This is a genomic window from Nitrospira sp. Nam80 (assembly GCF_965152575.1).
This window is the reverse complement of record NZ_OZ224216.1, coordinates 578931-596133: the sequence shown is the minus strand read 5'-3', so window position 1 is coordinate 596133 and position 17203 is coordinate 578931. Positions and strand designations below refer to the sequence as shown.

Here is a 17203-nt window from a genome sequence, read left to right as displayed (position 1 = left end):
CTTCGCAGATTGAGCACTATCAGCCTACGCTTCATGGCTCGCTTCGTCCTGCTTGATTACAAACCACCCGGTGGTCATGGAGCGGATGTTGTTGAAGAATCCCGTGAGCATGACCTGCCCGACGTGGATCACGATGAAGGCGACGAACGAAAAACATGCGATGAAATGAATCGTCCGCGCCGACTGGCGGCCGCCGAACACGGTCAACAGCCAAGGAAAGGCCGTATCGAGTGTGGGCGACATCGTGAGTCCCGTCAGCACGATCAGCGGCGCCAACCCGAAGATTACCCCGAGATAAGCCAGCTTTTGGAGCACGTTGTACCGCTTGGCCTCATTGCCGGACGGATGCCGCAGCGTGAGATGATCCTTGATCGCCTTGCCGATGCCACGCACGTCCCGAGCTGTCGGCACAAGATCACGCGTGACATGTCGGCTGATGAACGCGTAGGCGGCGAAGAGTAGCCCATTGATGACAAAGAGCCAGGCAAAGAAAAGATGCCATTGCCGCCCCATCGCCAGCCATTTGGCGCTTGGAATCGTGGCCCAGGCCGGAAAGGCCCGCACGGAATGCCCCGAGTACCCCAGGACACCGGTGGTGTCGAATTGATGTCCCAGGATCGTCGTGACGCCCTTGATCCCTTCATCGGTCTTGACCGCCCGGATAGAAAGAAGCGGTCGCTCGCGATCGGACCGGTCTCCCCAATAGAGCGCCGGATGGGCATTGAAGATCTGTAGCCCGCTCATAATCAGGATGAAGAGGCAAAGGACGTTGAGCCAGTGTCCGAGCCGCACCGGCAAGGCATGGCGGTAGACCTTCTCGAGCGAAACGACGCTGTCTACCGAGGTCTTGTAGGACGATGTTGCGTCGCCGGTTTCGCTGCTTGCGCAAGATTCGAGGCCAGCGGCCGGCTTTTCCACAATGCCCGTGGCTCGGCCGTTTTCTGCCTTCTCATGAGTCCACGAGGTCATCATCGTTGTTGCCTCCTGTGACAATTGTTGTCTGCGCCTTGGTCGCCGGTTCAGAAGAATCCTTACAAGCTGCGGGGGTAGTACACAGAGGCGCGGCCTGCGTTCGCGACGCAAACGCAGGCCGCAGCATCCAAACCTGTCGCCGGCAGCGCTACTTGCCCATCGCGCCCATTTGTCCCTTCATTTCGCCGTTCATGTCGCCGTGCTTCTCTTTCGTCTCCCCCTTCATACTATCCGGCTTCATCGTCTTGTCGCCTTTCATTTCATCGTGACCGGCTTTCATCTCCTCTTTCATGGGATCCTTGTGTTCTTTCATTGCCCCTTTGGTCTCCGCCTTCATTTTTCCCATCTCATCGGCGTAGGACAGGCCGCTGGAGCCGGACAGACACAACACCGTCATAGCAGCGAAAAGAATGGTCTTCATCGGAACCCTCCTCCTTTAATAGTAGCAAGCCTGCGACAGTGCAGGCTTGCGCGCTGAACGTCACGGCCTCTATGGCTTGTCCGGCGCCACGTTCACAAAGACTTTGATGGCGTCGGTCTCTGTCGTCAGGGTCGTCATCATGGCTTCGTAGTTTTCGAGCCCGAACACGGGATGTGTGAGCAATTGCGACAGCCAGCCGGGGAATTCCAATTCAGCGCGGCACAGGTCATAGACACCCGCCTCAAAGTATTCGCGGTTCGCATTGACCGTCCCCACCACCACCTTATTGCCCAGGACAAATCCCAGGTTAATGAGATCCGCGGGAACCTGAATCGACCGATTTCCTCCCGTCACACTGGCGAGGATCAACACCCCGTTCTTTCCCAAACATTCCATGGCCTCAAAGGCCAGCGGTGAATAGCCAGTGGCTTCGAACATCAGATCGAACGGCCCGTATCGAGCGGCCGCATCTTTGATAGGTTGATCCGTGGTCGAGACGTACCGCACACCCAGCCGCCCAAGAAGTTCGACATTTTTTGATGCCCTCTCGTTCTTGCCGAAGCTCGTCACTTCCAACCCCCTCATGCGAAGCGAGAGCGCGGCCAGGAGGCCCACGGTGCCGGCTCCAAGCACGGCCGCGCGTCTCGGACGCCAGATTTTCAGCCGGCGTTGCGCTTCGTACGCCTGGATGATCCCCTTCTCGATCACCGAGGCCGGTTCCAGCAGCACGGCGACGTGCTTCAGTCCATGGGGAACTTTGACGAGATATTCCGGGTCCTCCACGAACAATTCCGTGAGAAAGCCATGGCGTAGATTAATACCCCGTTCGTAATACGTGTCCTCTGTCGTCATGTCATATTGGCCGATCTGATCGTAGAAGCTTGTGCCCGGCCGGCGCACCGTCGGGACGACATAGTCTCCCGCCGCGAGTTCGGATACATTCGGACCGATTTCAAAGACTCGGCCAAGGCACTCATGTCCGATCACGAGAAACTCATATCCCGACGGCGCTTCGCCATATTCGGCCGCGTTGATTTCCTTGTCCGTTCCGTCGACCCCCACCCGGATGACTTGCACGAGCACGCCCCGCCCGCGCGGGATATCGCCGACAGCGGGTTTCGGCAGTTCGGCAAGGTGTATGGAATTTGATCGTCCTGGAATCACCGCCACGGCTTTCATCGTTCGTGCTCCTTTCACATGGTGTCCTGCGTAGAGCCTGAGGGGCCGGCCACTCGCTACGAGGGCCGGCCCCTACGCCGGAAATCTTCCTATTCGTGATCGCAAGCCTCGAGCGCTTCGCCGGCCGTCCAAATCGAGGCTCCCAGCAGCGCCAGATCTTTCAACAGGAACTGACCGGGCGCGACCGAGAGAGCGGGAAAGCCTCCGAGACTCGCTTCCCACACGGGAGGCGTCGAGAGCATGAAGCTCAGGGTCCCGAGGAACAAAACGGCGGCCAAGCCGCTGCCGACAGCAGAGATCGTGGCCGAGATCGGTCTTGCGGCAATCATCAGGCCGATGGCCACCTCCAGGACGCCGAGGCCATTGGAGAAAGCCTGGACGCTCAAGAAACTATAGAGCCAGCTCATGAGCGGGCTGTGGGCCACCAACGGCTGGATCGCCGTGGCTTCGTAGGCGGTAAACTTCATGGCCCCGATCCACTCGAACACCGCCACGAGCCCATAGCGGGTGATGAAAAGGCCAAGAGTCTGTAGTTTATCCGTGGCGGCAATGTCATCGGTGATCGGCATATCGGCGGTGGCGGTTCTGATCATGGTGGGGTTCCTTTCTCCTGTCATGATGAATGATCGAAACATTGTGCCTGTCATGGGGTTATCGGCAGCCGGTTGCTTCAGAGTCGCGGCACGAGAAAAGTTCTTACATGCCGACTAGCCGTTGCGGCGGGCGTGAAATTCTTGCAGCAAGAACCGCTTCGTAGAGGGGAATATCTCGGGAAATGGAAGTTGGGCGAGCGTTTTCACGGTGAGCCGGATCTGGCGGCGATAACATGAACAACCCCGACATCCAGCCAGATGACGCCAAAGTCTGAATCGCTCCAACAGAGCAAGTCCCTCTTCACCCGCAATTAGTTTTGTCACATCCCGGCACGTATCGATCCGAGAAATGAGCCGGCCAAAAACATTCCCGACGCGAATGGCAGCCATCGTGTCATTGCCTCCATTCCCTCTGTCGATCGAGACCGGCCGTTCTTACAGAGCTTTATTACGTCTCTTCCAAATGCAATTCGATCGCTCGCCTGACCCGCTCTCGCGCGCGGTGCAAGCGGACATAGAGATTCGTCTCGGTGATATTCAAGAGCTCGCAGGCCTCTTGTGACTCGAGTCCTTCAACATCGCGGAGGATCAAAACCTCGCGCAGCATCGGCGGCAAATCCGCAATCGCCTGCTGCATGCAATCGGTCGCTTGCCGGGACGCCAGCAGCTTCTCCGGTGTCTGGTCATCCCAGCGCTGAGGCGGAAAAACCCAGTGGCCGGCCCACTCGCCTGATTGATGGAAGCGGGCCTGATCCACCGCCTCGTCGTTCTCGTCGTCGAGAGACTCGAATGCCGAAAACGTGACGTGCCGCTTTTCCCGCACGCCCCGGTCTTTGGCCTTGTGAATCAGGATGCCGAAAATCCAGGTCCGAAGAGCGGACCGGCCTTCGAAACGGCTAAGGCTCTCGATCACGGCCATCCAGGTGTCCTGCACAACTTCTTCGGCCGCGTCACGATCCGCCACATAGCCCATTGCGATACGGACCAGCGGCCCGTGATATTTGGTGACCAGCTCGTCGAACGCCGGCTCATCGCCCCGGATGAGTCGCTCAACTACCGAGTGATCATCCGTTGACGGAACCAGCCTGCTTTCGGCCGGCGTCGCCTCGCCAAGCGCTGCGCTCCGCTCTATTGAATGTGCGTAGGTGGTGGCAACCGAGTTCATGAGCGACCTCCTGTCTGCAGCAACTCCGTCACAAATCCCGGAGCACTGACGAGAGTGACATCCTTCACTGAGAGATTACGGAAGACTTCGATCCCTTCCTCGTCGAGAAAATCCAGGCCGGCACAGTCCAACAGCAGCGTTTTCCCATCTTTCAAGAACGATCGGCATTCTCCGTCCAGGAGGACCGCCCATTGTGCCGTGACCTTTCCTTCCAATTTGAGCGTGACTGTCCGTCCGTTCTCTTGGACCTTCGTGATCTTGAGCATCTCTGCATCCTCTGTGTGTTGCGTCATGCCGTGTTCTTGAGCAACCAAGATGCCAGATGCGATAGGCGCAGGGCCTACCGGCATAACACCTTGGCCTTACGATCAGTTAAAGGCCCTTTTGGACGGGAGAGGACGATGAACAGCCGGGACAGGTCAGAGAACCGGTTCCCAATATATTGGGACCGTCACGAAATGTTGGGACTTACCGATGGAAAGAGGAGCCAATCGCTAATGGCGTATGGCTAATGGCAAGGACCCGGGAGAAAAGCGTTCGCCTACCGTCAACGAGAAGTGCTCCGCGAAGTCGAGCCTATCCGCACTTCCCCAAGATCATTCAGATCCTTCTCAAGGTCGATAAGCATGAGACGCAGGGCTTGGGTGAGGCCTCCCGCGAGGGCGCCGGGAGATCGATCGGCCAGCGGTACTTCCTTGTGGTACACCCGCCGGAACAGCACCTCCCGTTCGTGGAACCCGTCGAGCAAATGAAGCTCGATTCCGAGAATGGCTTTGGGCGAGGCGGCAAGCCTGTAGTCTCCGTAAAATTCCGTCACCGTGCCTTCCAGGAGATGAGTCGGCTCGATGTGGTCGCTCCCTGTCAGCACAAATCGGAATTGCCCCGACCTGGACAGCCCATTCTGAAGCTCTTGCGTCACGAGCGCGCCGGGAGCGACAAACCATTCGTCATAAAAGTCGCTCTCATACTGCAAGTCCGCGGTTCGATACACCATGGCTCTCCCGGAGAACAACGGGGACACGTGCAATTTATTGATTTTGAGCACCATGGCGGCTCCCGGAGCAGGCTCCCGTGGCTCGGATGCAACATCCAATACGAACGACCGTTTCTCCGGATAACTTTTATTGAGATTCAGGCAGCCGGCAATCGCGAACGGCAGGAACGCGACAGCAACCAGCCGGAAGATTCCCACTCGTCCATTCATCGCTTCACCGCGCTGGTCCGTGGCGGCGGCTCTCCGAAGAGGACTTGCGAAGGATATTTCTCGGCGGTTTTCGTCAGATACCGCAGTTCCTCGGATACCGACCGCAGGTTCTCCAGTAATTCATCGACCGCCTCGCCTTTCCCCGCCAGCAGGTTATCGACGCGGCGCAAACTCCTATCCAGACGAGCCATCACGTCGGGCAATTGCGCCATGGCTTCCCGCACGTCCTTGACCGTATGACTCAGGTCGGCCGCCGTCCGACGGATATCTTGCATGGCTGCGGCTGAATCGTTAAGCGCCATGCCGAGTTGAGGGTTGCCAAGCACCCGGCGCGCGTCGAGCACGGCCCCGCGGATGTCCGCGATCAGGTGTTTTGCCTCTGGTCCCAAATGTTCAACCTGAATGTCCTGTGCTACCTGCGTGACCGATGCGACCATCGTGTCGAGGTCTTTGGCAATTTTGTCGATCTCCACCTGCTCCAGCTTCCTGGCAATCGACCGCAAATCGGCCCCCAACTCCGAAATGGTGCTCGGCGCGGACGGAATGTACGGAGTCTTGGGCGTCCAGGCAATACTCATTGGAGGATAGCGCTCAGGGTCCACGAACTCCGACTCGATGTAGAGCACACCGGTGATGCCCTGTGATGCCAGTCGCAATCGAAAGCCCGCGTCGGCCGCCATTTTCATCCGGGTGATGGCGTCTTCTTCCGGAAAATGGACCGCCACGCTCGGACGAACCGACATCCTCACGACCACGACCCCCTTGTAGGGAAAGAGGCCGGCTTCAGGCTTGACGATGAGCCCGTACTCTTCCCTGGCGAGCCTGATGGACTCGACTCGTCCAACCGGGACACCTCGCAGCCTCACCGGCGCGCCGACCTCCAGCCCTTGGACCGATTCGTTGAAATAGGTTTCCACCATCGTCACTTTCTCGAACCATTTGCCGGCCCCCAGGACGACGATACCGGCGACGGCCAAGCCCGTCGCAGCGATGACGAAGAGGCCTATTTTGAAGTAATGAGCCTGCCTCATAGATTCACCCTTGTCCGCCGTGGTCCCTGCCCCGCGCCGCCGTCGCTTCACGACCGCCGCTTCACGTGTCCTACTTCGTCGCCAGCGGGCTCGCTTCCCGATTAAAGAACTGCCGCACCCAAGGATTTCCAGAATGGTCGCGTAACTCTTGTGGCTTGCCTTCCGCGATGATTGTTTTCGTGCGCTTGTCCAACATGATCACCCGGTCGGCGATCGTGTCGATGCTCGCGAGCTCATGCGTGACCACGACGAACGTGATGTGGAGATTCCGGGCGAGGCTCAGGATGAGCTGATCCAGGTCGGCCGACGTGATGGGATCGAGTCCAGCCGACGGCTCGTCCAGAAACACTATCCGAGGATCGAGCGCCATCGCCCGCGCAATGGCGGCGCGCTTTCTCATTCCGCCGCTGATCTCATCCGGCAATTTGTACGCCGCGGCTCCCAACCCGACCAGTTGCAACCTCATGAGGGCGATCCGGTCAATGGCGACGTCCGGCAAGTCGGTGTACTCTTCCAGCGGCAGGCGCACGTTTTCCAGCAACGTCATCGATCCGAACAGCGCTCCCTGCTGATACATCACCCCGATCTTGCTCAAAATCATCAGGCGCTGCGCGCCCTCCGCCCTCACAATGTCGTCGCCTTCGATAAGAATTGATCCGCGCGCCGGCCGGTACAACCCGATGATATGTTTGAGCAGCGTGCTCTTGCCGCAGCCGGATCCACCGAGGATCACAAACACTTCGCCCCGATAGATCTCGAACGAGAGATCGTCAAGCAGAACCGTACCGTCGTACGCAGCCGTGAAATGCGTGACCCGAATGATTGGTGTCCGTGCGCCGGGCGACATAAAAATGGTCCTCAGATGCCGAGATAGTAGAAGACCACCGCAAAGATGCCGTCCACCATCGTGATCAACACGAGGCCGCTCACGACCGCCCTGGTCGTGGATTCTCCGACGGCGCTGGCCCCGCTTTTCGTCTGCAGGCCCCGCAAGCAACCGATCGCCGCCACGACGATCCCGAAGACGAACGACTTACCGAGCCCGCCGATTATGTCGCCGACGGTCACGGCGGACTCCACCTGAATCACGTATGTTACGAGCGGAAACCCCAATGAGAGCATGACCACCGCGCCGCCGATCAGGCCGAGGAATCCGGCGAAGACCGCGAGCAACGGCGTCATCGCGACCGCGGCTATCACCCGAGGCAGGACCAAGAATCCGACCGGCTCCAATCCCATCGTCGTAAGGGCATCGAGTTCTTCGCTCACTTTCATTGTTCCCAGTTCGGCGGCAAAGGCGGAGCTGGACCGTCCGGCCAAAATGATGGCGGTCAACAGCGGCCCCAATTCACGCAGCATGGAAAGGCCGATCAAATTGGCGACGTAAATGTCCGCGCCGAATTGGCGCATGGGGATCGCGGATTGAAACGCCATGATGAGCCCCAGGAGAAATCCCAGCAGAGAGACGATCGGCAGTGCATCGACGCCTGCCAGCTCGGCCGTCAAGAACGCATCCTTCCACCGAACGAGACGTGGACGTCGAACGGCTCGCCCCAACGCCACGCAGAGCTCTCCCACGAAGGCGATCAAGAGCACCATGTCGTCCCATAGCGTGACGGCCGCGCGGCCGATCTGTTCCACCAGCGAGACAGCAGGTGTCGGCGGCTCAGGATTCTGATCGTCCGACCGTCCATACAGGTCGAGCAGCGCCTGATACGCAGGACCAAGCGATTGGATTTCATAGCTGCCCCCGCGGTCCTGCTGGCGGCGACGAAGTTCCAGGAGCAAGGCCGCGCCGGCTCCATCGCAATAGGTCAAACGCGACGCATCGACGACCAGCCGGCGCGGACTCGCCTGTTGCAGCAAGCGGAGCGCGTCCCGCCAGGCCCGGCCGGTAGTGCGGGAATCCAGCGAACCGGTGATGGAAAAGATGAGGCTGTCTCCGGAGGAGGGATGCGCGTGAAGGACGCCCTGTGCCGTCTCTGCAGATCTCATTGAAGAGCGCGCCTCCGATGGGGCGAGGAGGATTCTACGAAAGAGTCACCCGCGATTCAACTGATGAACTGACCGGCCCGCTTTTCCTTGCAGAGATGTTCGTAAGAGCAGGATCCCGTGAATCATGCAACGTCGCTCGCGAGATACGAGATACGGAAAGCGGGATGCAAGAAGCGGCATTTGTGCGCGCTTGTCGCTTCACGAAAACCAGTCCTCAGGCCGGTCTGATGATGCCCAGTTTTTTCATACGCGCTTCCAGCGTGGTGGCATTGAGGCCGAGTATCTTGGCCGCTCCTTTGTCGCCGCTGACGCGCCAATTGGTCTGCTCCAAGGCATCGACGATATGCTGCCGTTCAACTTCCTCGAGCGTCGGCGTCTTGGCCGGCCTGATCTTACCGCTCGACTGCGGGAGCCATTCGATCGGTTCGAGCTCCGGCCCCTCGCTCAGTATTACCGCCCGCTCGATCACATGCTCCAGCTCGCGAATGTTGCCCGGCCATGCATAGCGTTGCAGCGCCGACATCATCCGTTCCGGAATCCGGTCGATCTTCTTGCCGAGATTCGCGGCCGCCTTGCGCACGAAATACTGCGCGAGCAACGGGATGTCGCCCTCCCGCTCGCGCAATGCAGGCAGGTGAATCGGGAACACGTTCAGGCGATAGTAGAGATCGGGCCGATAGTGGCCTGCCTTCGAGAGCTGATCCAGATCCCGGTTGGTCGCCGCGATAACCCGCACGTTGATCTTGAACGTCTGCGTCCCGCCGACTCGTTCGAATTCACCGTCCTGCAGCACGCGGAGCAGCTTCGATTGCAGATCCAGCGGCAATTCGCCGATCTCATCGAGAAAGATCGTGCCCCCATCCGCCACCTCGAAGCGACCCATCTTCTTCGTCAACGCGCCGGTGAAGGCCCCCTTTTCGTGCCCGAAGAGTTCGCTTTCGATGAGCCCCGATGGAATCGCTGCGCAATTGACCTTCACGAGCGGCTTGCCCTTCCGCGGGCTCAAATTATGGATCGCCCGGGCGATCAGTTCCTTGCCGGTCCCGGTTTCGCCCGTGATCAGGACGCTCGAATCGGTCGGTGCCACCCGCTCCACGTTTTTCAAGATCCGCTTGAGCGAGGTGGATGAGCCGATCAGTTCCTCGAAATTGTGCGCGCCCTTGATTTCTTCCTGGAGATACGTATTTTGGGCTTCCAGCCGTGCCTTCTCCTGCTCCATCAGCACGCGCTCCGTGATATCGAGGAACATCGTACGGGTGTAGGTGCCGCTCGGATCGGGCCTGGACCACCATTGAATCCAGAGCGGCTTCCCATTGTCCTTGCGGCGCAGTTCAAGAACGACGCCCTTTGTATCGATGCCCTTGCCGATGGAATCGAACGCCTCCTTGAGACGTCGTTGCGCATCGGGCGTATCGGGGATAAACGAAAACCCATACGTGCCTTCGACCTGGTCGGCCGTGATGCCCAGGGTCTTCAGCGCCGTCCGATTGGCCCGGATAAAGCGGGAGTCGAGGCCCTCATTTACATAGGCGATCGGGGCCTCGTCGAACAAATCACGCAACCGCTCCTCGTTCTCTTTCAGGAGGCGCTCCATGTGCGTGCGCTCCAACTCGGCGCCTGTCCGCGCCCCGAAGATCTTGAAGACCGAGAGATCGAGTTGCTCCAGCTCCATGCGCTTGCGGTCCATCACCGCCAAATGCCCCAACACTTGGCCGCCGGCGCTCGTGACCGGAATCGCGAGATAGCTCCGCACTCCGAGTTTCTCCAGCTCCTCTTTATGGAGCGGAAATCGTTCGGCGACCTGATCCGCGCAATGGTACAGCTCGCCGGCGAGCACCTTCTCGCACGGTGTCCCGATGATCTCATACTCGAAGCTGCTCTTGGCATGGTCTCCGGCCCAGAAGGCCAATGTGCGGACTTTGGTTCGGTCCACGCAGAACTCGGACACGAATGCATATTCGACGACAAGCGCGGCTGCGAGGTTCCTCACCAGGGAGTGGAAAAATTCACCCCCGACATCCGCCGCCGTTCCTTCTGCAATGGCGCGTAACGTCGCCTCGCGCTCCTTGAGGGAACCCTCGATCACTTGGCGGTAAATCTCGACGCCGGCCCGTTCGCCGAACAACTTGAACACCGTGATTTCTTCGGACGTCAGCGGCATCGGCTTCACGTCCATCGCGGCCAAATGGCCGAGGACCGCGCCTTTCGGATCTTTCAACGGGACGGCGAGATAGCTCATCACGCCCAGCGTCACCAGGTCCCGATCGCGCGGGAACAATTTCTGGACATCCTGCGGATAGTGGCAGGTGTCGCCTTCGATCACCTTCATGCAAGGCGTGCCGTCCAAGTTGTATTCGACTTGATCCAGATATCCGTCACCCTTCCAGAAGGCGAGCGTTCGGATCCGGGATTCGGGAAGGAGATAGCCGACGAAGGCGTAGCGAATGCCCAGCGCAGCCGCCACGTGCCGAACGAGTTCACGCAGAAAGTCGCCGCCGGTGGACGCGACGGTGCCTTCGACGAGCGACCGGAGAAACTCGTCGGCCTTGTACCGCGCGCTGAGAACAGGATCGTGCCGGAACGTACTCTCCTCAAGCCCATCCAAGCCGTTTGGATCGTCCGGCGCCGTCACTTGTTCTGCCATGCCCGCCTGTCCTGTCAATACCGGCGTCCTGCCGGCGCGCACGAACTGGGAAGGATCGAGGCGGCAAGTCTAGCACCGTCCTCCACGGCCTTCAATGAGCCCGGGAGTGAACGGATCGATGCGGCGTTCACGAGAATAGGGGCCGGCGGCGGTTCTCTCACTTCTTGGATCGCGGTGAACATGAGCGAGGCGCGTCATACTCATTTGGCCTACCGAGTTTCCGTTGCCGGCCATCGCTAGCTGAGATTCGCCGGTTTTGATCGATTCGCCTTCCGGCATTGAGATGGTGGATGCACGAACGGTCAGGAACTGAACCAAATCTTTCGAGAACAGCAGATCAAGCGTCCAGTCCAGAGCCACGCGGAGTTTCTTCTCGAACCGCGGCAGTTTCAGCAAATAGATCGTGCGCCAGAGCCACCAGGCGAGGAACCCGGAAAAATTGACGCCAAGTACGTTCGCGACGCCGGTCCGCTTCCCAATCGCCGCCAATTGGCCGAGCGTCGAGAAGACGAAGGGCCGTTTCTTATCGCCCTGAATCACCGCCAACACATTGCGGGCCGCGATCCTTCCTTCACGCAACGCGTGCTGCGCGGTGGGCGGGTGCGCCTTTCCGGTGTTGCCGTCGGGCACGACGGCACAATCGCCAAGCGCCCAAACGCCTGACCATCCCGGCGCCTCCAGATATTCATTGACCAAAATCCGGCCGCGCTCCTTGTTACAGGGCACGGTTTCAAGCAAGGGATTCGGCGACGTGCCGGCGGTCCAGACGAGCGTGTTGCTTGTGATCACGGTACCGTCGCTCAGGCTCACTTCACGATCGGTCACCGCCGTGACCCGGCAGTTCGTCCGGATCTCAACGCCTCGCTCCGCGAGTTTGTGCTGGGCATAGGCGCCCAGTTTCTCGCCGAGTTCGGGAAGAATGAGCTTTCCCCGGTGGACGAGGATGATGCGGAGCATACCTTCCCGCAGATGCGGATAGAACCGCACGGCTTCGCGCAGAAAGTCGTTCATCCCGGCGATCGTTTCGACCCCGGCGAAACCGCCGCCCGCGACGATAAAGTTGAGCAGCGGGGCGCGGACCATCGGGCAACATTCGAAGTCCGCCTCTTCCAGATTGGCGATGAGCCTATTACGCAGGAAGATGGCATCTCCGAGGGATTTCATCGTCAAGGCCCGGTCCGCCAGCCCCGGTAAATTGAAGAAGTTCGTGACGGATCCGAGCGCCAGAATCACATGGTCATACGGCAAAGCATGGCAATGATGCTCATGGCCGTGGGACACGCCGACCCTCCGATTCACAAGATCGATGGATTCGATGTCGCCATGGAAGAAGGTGACCCGGCGGAGGAGCTTGCGGACGGGACTCACGATATTGGTGATGTCCAGGTCGCTCGCCGCCACTTCATGCAACATCGGCGTGAACAGAAAGAAGTTGTCCCGGTTGACCAAGGTCACGTCCAGGTCCGCCCCGCGGGCCATGGCCCGCTCGAACTCCAGGGCCGCATACATCCCGCCGAATCCGCCGCCCAGAATCAGAATGCGTGGCTTGTCGCTCATTGGTCGGGTTCCTTTGTCCCTCTTACTCTTGCCTTTTCTGTCTCAGCTCAGCCTTCCGAGGATGTGCTCTCCGACGCGCAAGGCGTTCGCGATGATGGTGAGGGATGGATTCACGGCCGTGCTCGATACAAAGAAGCTCGCGTCCACCACGTAAAGATTGTCCAAATCATGCGCCTTGCAGTTGATATCGAGGGCGGATGTCGCCCGGTCCTTGCCGAAACGCACCGTGCCGCATTGATGAGCCGTGCCGGCGATCGGAATTTTCTTACCGAGGTACGCGTGATGCGGAACCAAATGCCGCTCGCAGCCGATATGACTCAGCATGCCCTTCAGCTTGGCCGCCAACCGGCGGTGACCTTCGAGATTGTTTTCGGTGTAGTGCAACGAGATGTTGCCCTGCCGATCGACCAGCACGCGGTTGGCGGGATCGGGCAGATCTTCCGAGGTCATCCAGAAATCGAGCGAATGCCTGGCGATGAAGTCCAGCGCCAGTCCAGGGGCAAAAGGCGGCGCCCCGGCGCGGAGCGATTCGAGGTCCTGCTTCCCGACCATCGAGATGTGGCCGAGCGGATAGTCCCAGTCGTCCGATCGGTAATAGAAATCGTTCAGGCCGATGGTCTTTTGGAAGACCGTCGGGTTGGGCCGTTTTGAAATCGCCAGCATGACGGAATTGTTGTGGCACATGTAATGCCGGCCGACGACATCGGATGAGTTGGCCAGGCCGTTGGGATGGCGGTCGTCCGCGGAGCGGAGGAGCAGCGCCGCTGAATTGACGGCGCCGCAGGACACGACGACGATGTCGCCTTGATAGGTCTCGACGGCGCCGTTCCGTTCCACATGGACCTTCGTAACCTCACGTCCGGATGAGCCTGTCTCCAATCTGGTTACCAGCGCATTCGTCAGCAAGGAAACGTTGGGATAGTTCAGCGCCGGGTCGACGCAGACAACTTGGGCATCGGCCTTCGCATTGACCAGGCAGGGGAAGCCGTCGCACGTCGTGCAGCGGATGCAGGCCCCGCGTTCGGGATTGTCTTCATCGCGCAGAACGCCGACCGGAAGATGAAAGGGTCGGAGGCCGAGTCTGGTCCAATCGTCATGGAGTTCCTGGATCCGGGGCTCGTGACGCAAGGCTGGATATTTGTAGGGCAAGCCGGCCGGCGGTTCGGTCGGGTCTTCCCCTCGGTTGCCATGGACGCAATACAGATGCTCCGCCTGAGTATAGTATGGCTCAAGATCCTCATACCCGATCGGCCACGCGGGCGAGATGCCGCCATGATGCTTCACCTCTTCAAAATCGTGCTTTCGAAATCGTAAGAGCGCCGCGCCGTAAAACTTCGTGTTGCCGCCGACGTAATAGTGGATGCCGGGGTGGAAGCTGTTGCCATGCTTGTCCTGCCAGCTCGTCTTTGCCTTGTACTTGCTCTCGACGAACACGGCGCGCGAGTTCCAATTGTCTTTTTCGCGCGGGAGATAATCGCCGCGTTCGAGCAGCAGTATGTTGTTGCCGGACGAGGCCAGTTTGTAGGCCAAGGTGCCGCCGCCGGCCCCGGTGCCGATGATGATGACGTCGTAATGGCTGCAGGAGGACATTGACCACCTCGTATAAGTTGGGAGGTAGTCGGGAAAGGAGGCGGGGTCTTACAAGGGTTGGTTGCCATCCGCGACGCCATAATCCATCGCGTTGACACGTCGGCCGCCGACACGTACCCTCATATCGAAGCCGAGTATCTCCACGTGACGATGATTCGAAGCAGGGCGACGATCCGTACGACAGACGGCACGGATGCCATTTCGTTTCGTGCCGCGCGGACAAAAGGTGACTTCGATGGGTATTCCCGAAGGTCTGGCCATGAGAGTCCTCGCATTGATGTTATTTCCACTCCTATCAGCCGGCTCTCCGGCCGACGCGCAACCCCATGTTTACAATGCATGAAGGCGGCCGACGAGGAATACAAAAGGTGCATGGAGAATGCCATCAGCGTCGAGGACAAAAATTCATGCGAGGACAAGCAGGAAGCACAATTGAAGACGTGCGAGAATCGCGAGTGCAAGGTCGAAAGAGAGACCTGATATTCCACCGTCGTCGTGATCGCTGTGAGCAGCGGTTCAGACCCCGTGAGCCGGCCATTGCGATCCCGATAGATCTCAGGCCGCAGCGCCACGCTCCAAGGTCCTTACGCGTTCCACTGAGAAAAGAAGGAGGATACTGTCGGAGAAAAACCGCCAGAACTCGATCGAGGTGTCGGCTTGATCGGAGGCGCCTCCCTTTCACAGGGAGGCGCCCTTGAACAATCATTCCATCAATTCCTCAGAACTTGTCAGGGAACTGCTTGGCAAGTGCACCGGTGAGGGCATCGGCAACCACATAGATGTGTTGCTTCATCCCCTTCCAGGTCTCCGCCTCTTGCGCATAATCACCTGCCTGCAGTTGTTGGAACTCCGTGATGTGGTGCGCGGCATGGGCCATGAGCAACCCCATTAGGGTATCCTTGGGGAGATAAGGATTTGCTCCGCTCAGGAATGTGGCAATTTCCCCGGCATTCGCGGTGAGGTCTTGCATGGCGGCGTTCTGTCGGGCGGGATTACCGGCGGCAGTCGCGTCCAGATGATCACGAATAGCACTATAGTGTCCCGCCAAGAGCGTGAAGAGCTTCTCTGAAGCCGCGTTTCCATAAAACGGCTCGATGGATCGAGCGATCTGCTCGGCATTGGCGACGACACCCCGCTCGGCGACTGCTCGGGCTGCGACATTTTTATCCATCGTCGCCACAGCCACATTGCGTATCGCCAGAATATGCCCGAGCCAGAGATCGCGAAGAGCCGCCTTGGTTTCAGCCACTTTGGCTGATGACTCCAACGACGCAGCTGGCTGAGGACTGTGCGAACAGGCCACGGAGGCTAGAACGAGTACGAGTGCGGAAAATGAACGAATGGATCGAATCATGGCAACCTCCTGGTTAGAAAAAGTACTCTCATAGACGGCGGGGCGGAGAATAGTGCTCTATAGACCACTTTGTCAAGTATTTTATGTTATAAGTGCACCAATGGCCATTTGTAACGGTATTCGGATATACTCTGCTCGGAGGTTCGCTAGCTTATGCGCTCTGAGGGTACTCGTCGGGAACAGCTCTTGCGATTGCTGCTGGAACGGAAAACCGGACTCACGGTGGTGGAACTTGCACGCCGCCTGCATGTCTCGCGAAACGCCGTCCGGCAACACTTGACTTCGCTTGTAGCAGAGGGATCGGTGACAAAAGGCTCAGTGCAAGCCACCGGGGGAAGACCGGAACAATTGTATGTCCTGAGCGCAGCCGGACGCGAAAGTTTTCCGCGAAAATATTCATGGTTCTCGGAATTGTTGCTGGATTCTCTCAAGGCTGAGAAAGGGGAGGCCGCGTTGATCGCGCGGTGCGAGAAGCTCGGGCACAATGTCGCGGTACAGCTCCAGGCCGCTCAGCGGGCTTCAGAGAATACTTCCGAACGAGTAAAGCGGCTGGCAACTATCATGCAGGAGTTAGGTTATGAGGCGGCCTCGACCGAGCCATCCGGCCGCCAGCTCCCCATGATTGAAGCCACGAACTGCGTCTTCCACCACCTTGCCGCGCGGTTTCCCGAAATTTGCCATTTTGATCTGGCCTTGCTCTCAACGTTTGTTGGGCGTCCTGTCATGCACGACGAATGCATCGTCCGGGGCGGCCACGTCTGCCGATTCAAGTTCAGCCAATCATAACGGATCTACAGCCACATCCCTGTCCGGGTTTTCGGTCGCGGCACACAGCATCCTGATCATTTGAACGAGCATCTGTCGGCACGGTCAGTCATCCGATGACCGTCTGCTGATCGTGTCCCTTTATGCTTCCCGCCGACTGTATCTAAGAAGATAACAGCAATTACAGAAAGGATACGTTCCCGTAGAGACGATATTATTTTGCTTATCGGAAGAAGAACCCAGACATTGTTCCAGCACGCTGAAAAAACATGGCCTTGCCTCTTTTTTCACGAACGACTTCTATCAATAGGGCCAAATGGCACGAGCCTTGCTTTTCCGCCGTAAATAGTCGGTGAAGTGAACCAAGCCTTGGCGCCAAGGTTCAACTCCACACGACATGATGGACGGAGGCACAGGGAAGCAGCCTGACAAAAATTCACTATGTATGGCCTGCGTCGGACGGATGATCGGAGACCCTACGGCCGGCCTGCCTGCGAAACAGAAGCTATGAACCAGCCTGGTTCCCCTCGCAAGCTAAAAGCCGAGGACCACCGCTTCTATACTGCTAAACGGCTCATCGCGTGTATACACAGAGGCCGTGTTCCCACTTGCAAATGTTCCTACCAACCGACCAGCTGAGAGGAGATTGAGAGGGATCGCCTGCCCCCGGGAAGGGTCTGACATCTCGAACGTCGGATCGGGGCATCCCACTCCGGCCGGTTGTGGTACGTGT

The 17203-nt window shown here is 58.8% G+C and carries 16 protein-coding genes; 1 reads left to right on the top strand and 15 read right to left on the bottom strand.

What is annotated here, in order from left to right; all coding sequences use genetic code 11:
- Positions 1-24 precede the first annotated feature (24 nt).
- The 15 genes from ACWGXE_RS02855 to ACWGXE_RS02785 all read right to left on the bottom strand — a co-directional run bounded on the left by ACWGXE_RS02855 (position 25) and on the right by ACWGXE_RS02785 (position 15705).
- On the bottom strand, positions 25-972 hold the full coding sequence (locus tag ACWGXE_RS02855; RefSeq protein WP_447601158.1) for a cytochrome b/b6 domain-containing protein: 948 nt from the start codon (positions 970-972) through the stop codon (positions 25-27).
- Positions 973-1120: 148 nt separating this feature from the next.
- Complete coding sequence (locus ACWGXE_RS02850; RefSeq protein WP_447601156.1) at positions 1121-1393, bottom strand: hypothetical protein; 273 nt, start codon at positions 1391-1393, stop codon at positions 1121-1123.
- Between the two features lie 69 nt (positions 1394-1462).
- Positions 1463-2572, bottom strand: a complete 1110-nt coding sequence (locus ACWGXE_RS02845) for a glucose 1-dehydrogenase (RefSeq protein WP_447601155.1) — start codon at positions 2570-2572, stop codon at positions 1463-1465.
- Between the two features lie 89 nt (positions 2573-2661).
- Positions 2662-3141 (bottom strand): YkgB family protein, encoded by a 480-nt coding sequence (locus ACWGXE_RS02840; RefSeq protein ID WP_447603856.1) that lies wholly within the window; start codon positions 3139-3141, stop codon positions 2662-2664.
- 138 nt (positions 3142-3279) lie between these two features.
- Positions 3280-3555, bottom strand: coding sequence for a hypothetical protein (locus tag ACWGXE_RS02835; RefSeq protein ID WP_447601153.1), 276 nt, complete (start codon positions 3553-3555; stop codon positions 3280-3282).
- Positions 3556-3613: 58 nt separating this feature from the next.
- Positions 3614-4330: an RNA polymerase sigma factor gene (locus ACWGXE_RS02830; protein WP_447601151.1), complete on the bottom strand. Its 717-nt coding sequence runs from the start codon at positions 4328-4330 to the stop codon at positions 3614-3616.
- Positions 4327-4596 (bottom strand): STAS domain-containing protein, encoded by a 270-nt coding sequence (locus ACWGXE_RS02825; protein ID WP_447601150.1) that lies wholly within the window; start codon positions 4594-4596, stop codon positions 4327-4329. Before ACWGXE_RS02825 ends, ACWGXE_RS02830 begins: the two co-directional genes overlap by 4 nt.
- A 281-nt stretch (positions 4597-4877) precedes the next feature.
- Complete coding sequence (locus ACWGXE_RS02820) at positions 4878-5534, bottom strand: ABC-type transport auxiliary lipoprotein family protein (protein WP_447601148.1); 657 nt, start codon at positions 5532-5534, stop codon at positions 4878-4880.
- Entirely contained in the window at positions 5531-6616 is a 1086-nt protein-coding gene (locus ACWGXE_RS02815) for an MlaD family protein (RefSeq protein WP_447601147.1), read from the bottom strand. Before ACWGXE_RS02815 ends, ACWGXE_RS02820 begins: the two co-directional genes overlap by 4 nt.
- 19 nt (positions 6617-6635) lie before the next feature.
- Positions 6636-7412, bottom strand: a complete 777-nt coding sequence (locus ACWGXE_RS02810) for an ABC transporter ATP-binding protein (RefSeq protein ID WP_447601145.1) — start codon at positions 7410-7412, stop codon at positions 6636-6638.
- Between the two features lie 11 nt (positions 7413-7423).
- Positions 7424-8560 (bottom strand): ABC transporter permease, encoded by a 1137-nt coding sequence (locus tag ACWGXE_RS02805; RefSeq protein WP_447601143.1) that lies wholly within the window; start codon positions 8558-8560, stop codon positions 7424-7426.
- Positions 8561-8774: 214 nt separating this feature from the next.
- A complete protein-coding gene (locus ACWGXE_RS02800; protein ID WP_447601142.1) occupies positions 8775-11204 on the bottom strand; it encodes a sigma 54-interacting transcriptional regulator in 2430 nt (809 codons plus the stop codon).
- Between the two features lie 69 nt (positions 11205-11273).
- Complete coding sequence (locus tag ACWGXE_RS02795) at positions 11274-12761, bottom strand: NAD(P)/FAD-dependent oxidoreductase (protein ID WP_447601140.1); 1488 nt, start codon at positions 12759-12761, stop codon at positions 11274-11276.
- A gap of 42 nt (positions 12762-12803) precedes the next feature.
- Entirely contained in the window at positions 12804-14351 is a 1548-nt protein-coding gene (locus ACWGXE_RS02790) for a GMC oxidoreductase (RefSeq protein WP_447601138.1), read from the bottom strand.
- A gap of 718 nt (positions 14352-15069) precedes the next feature.
- Complete coding sequence (locus ACWGXE_RS02785) at positions 15070-15705, bottom strand: hypothetical protein (protein WP_447601136.1); 636 nt, start codon at positions 15703-15705, stop codon at positions 15070-15072.
- A 153-nt stretch (positions 15706-15858) separates the two neighbouring features.
- Here ACWGXE_RS02785 and ACWGXE_RS02780 point away from each other — a divergent pair, with 153 nt between their 5' ends.
- Complete coding sequence (locus tag ACWGXE_RS02780; protein ID WP_447601135.1) at positions 15859-16491, top strand: helix-turn-helix transcriptional regulator; 633 nt, start codon at positions 15859-15861, stop codon at positions 16489-16491.
- Positions 16492-17203: the final 712 nt, after the last annotated feature.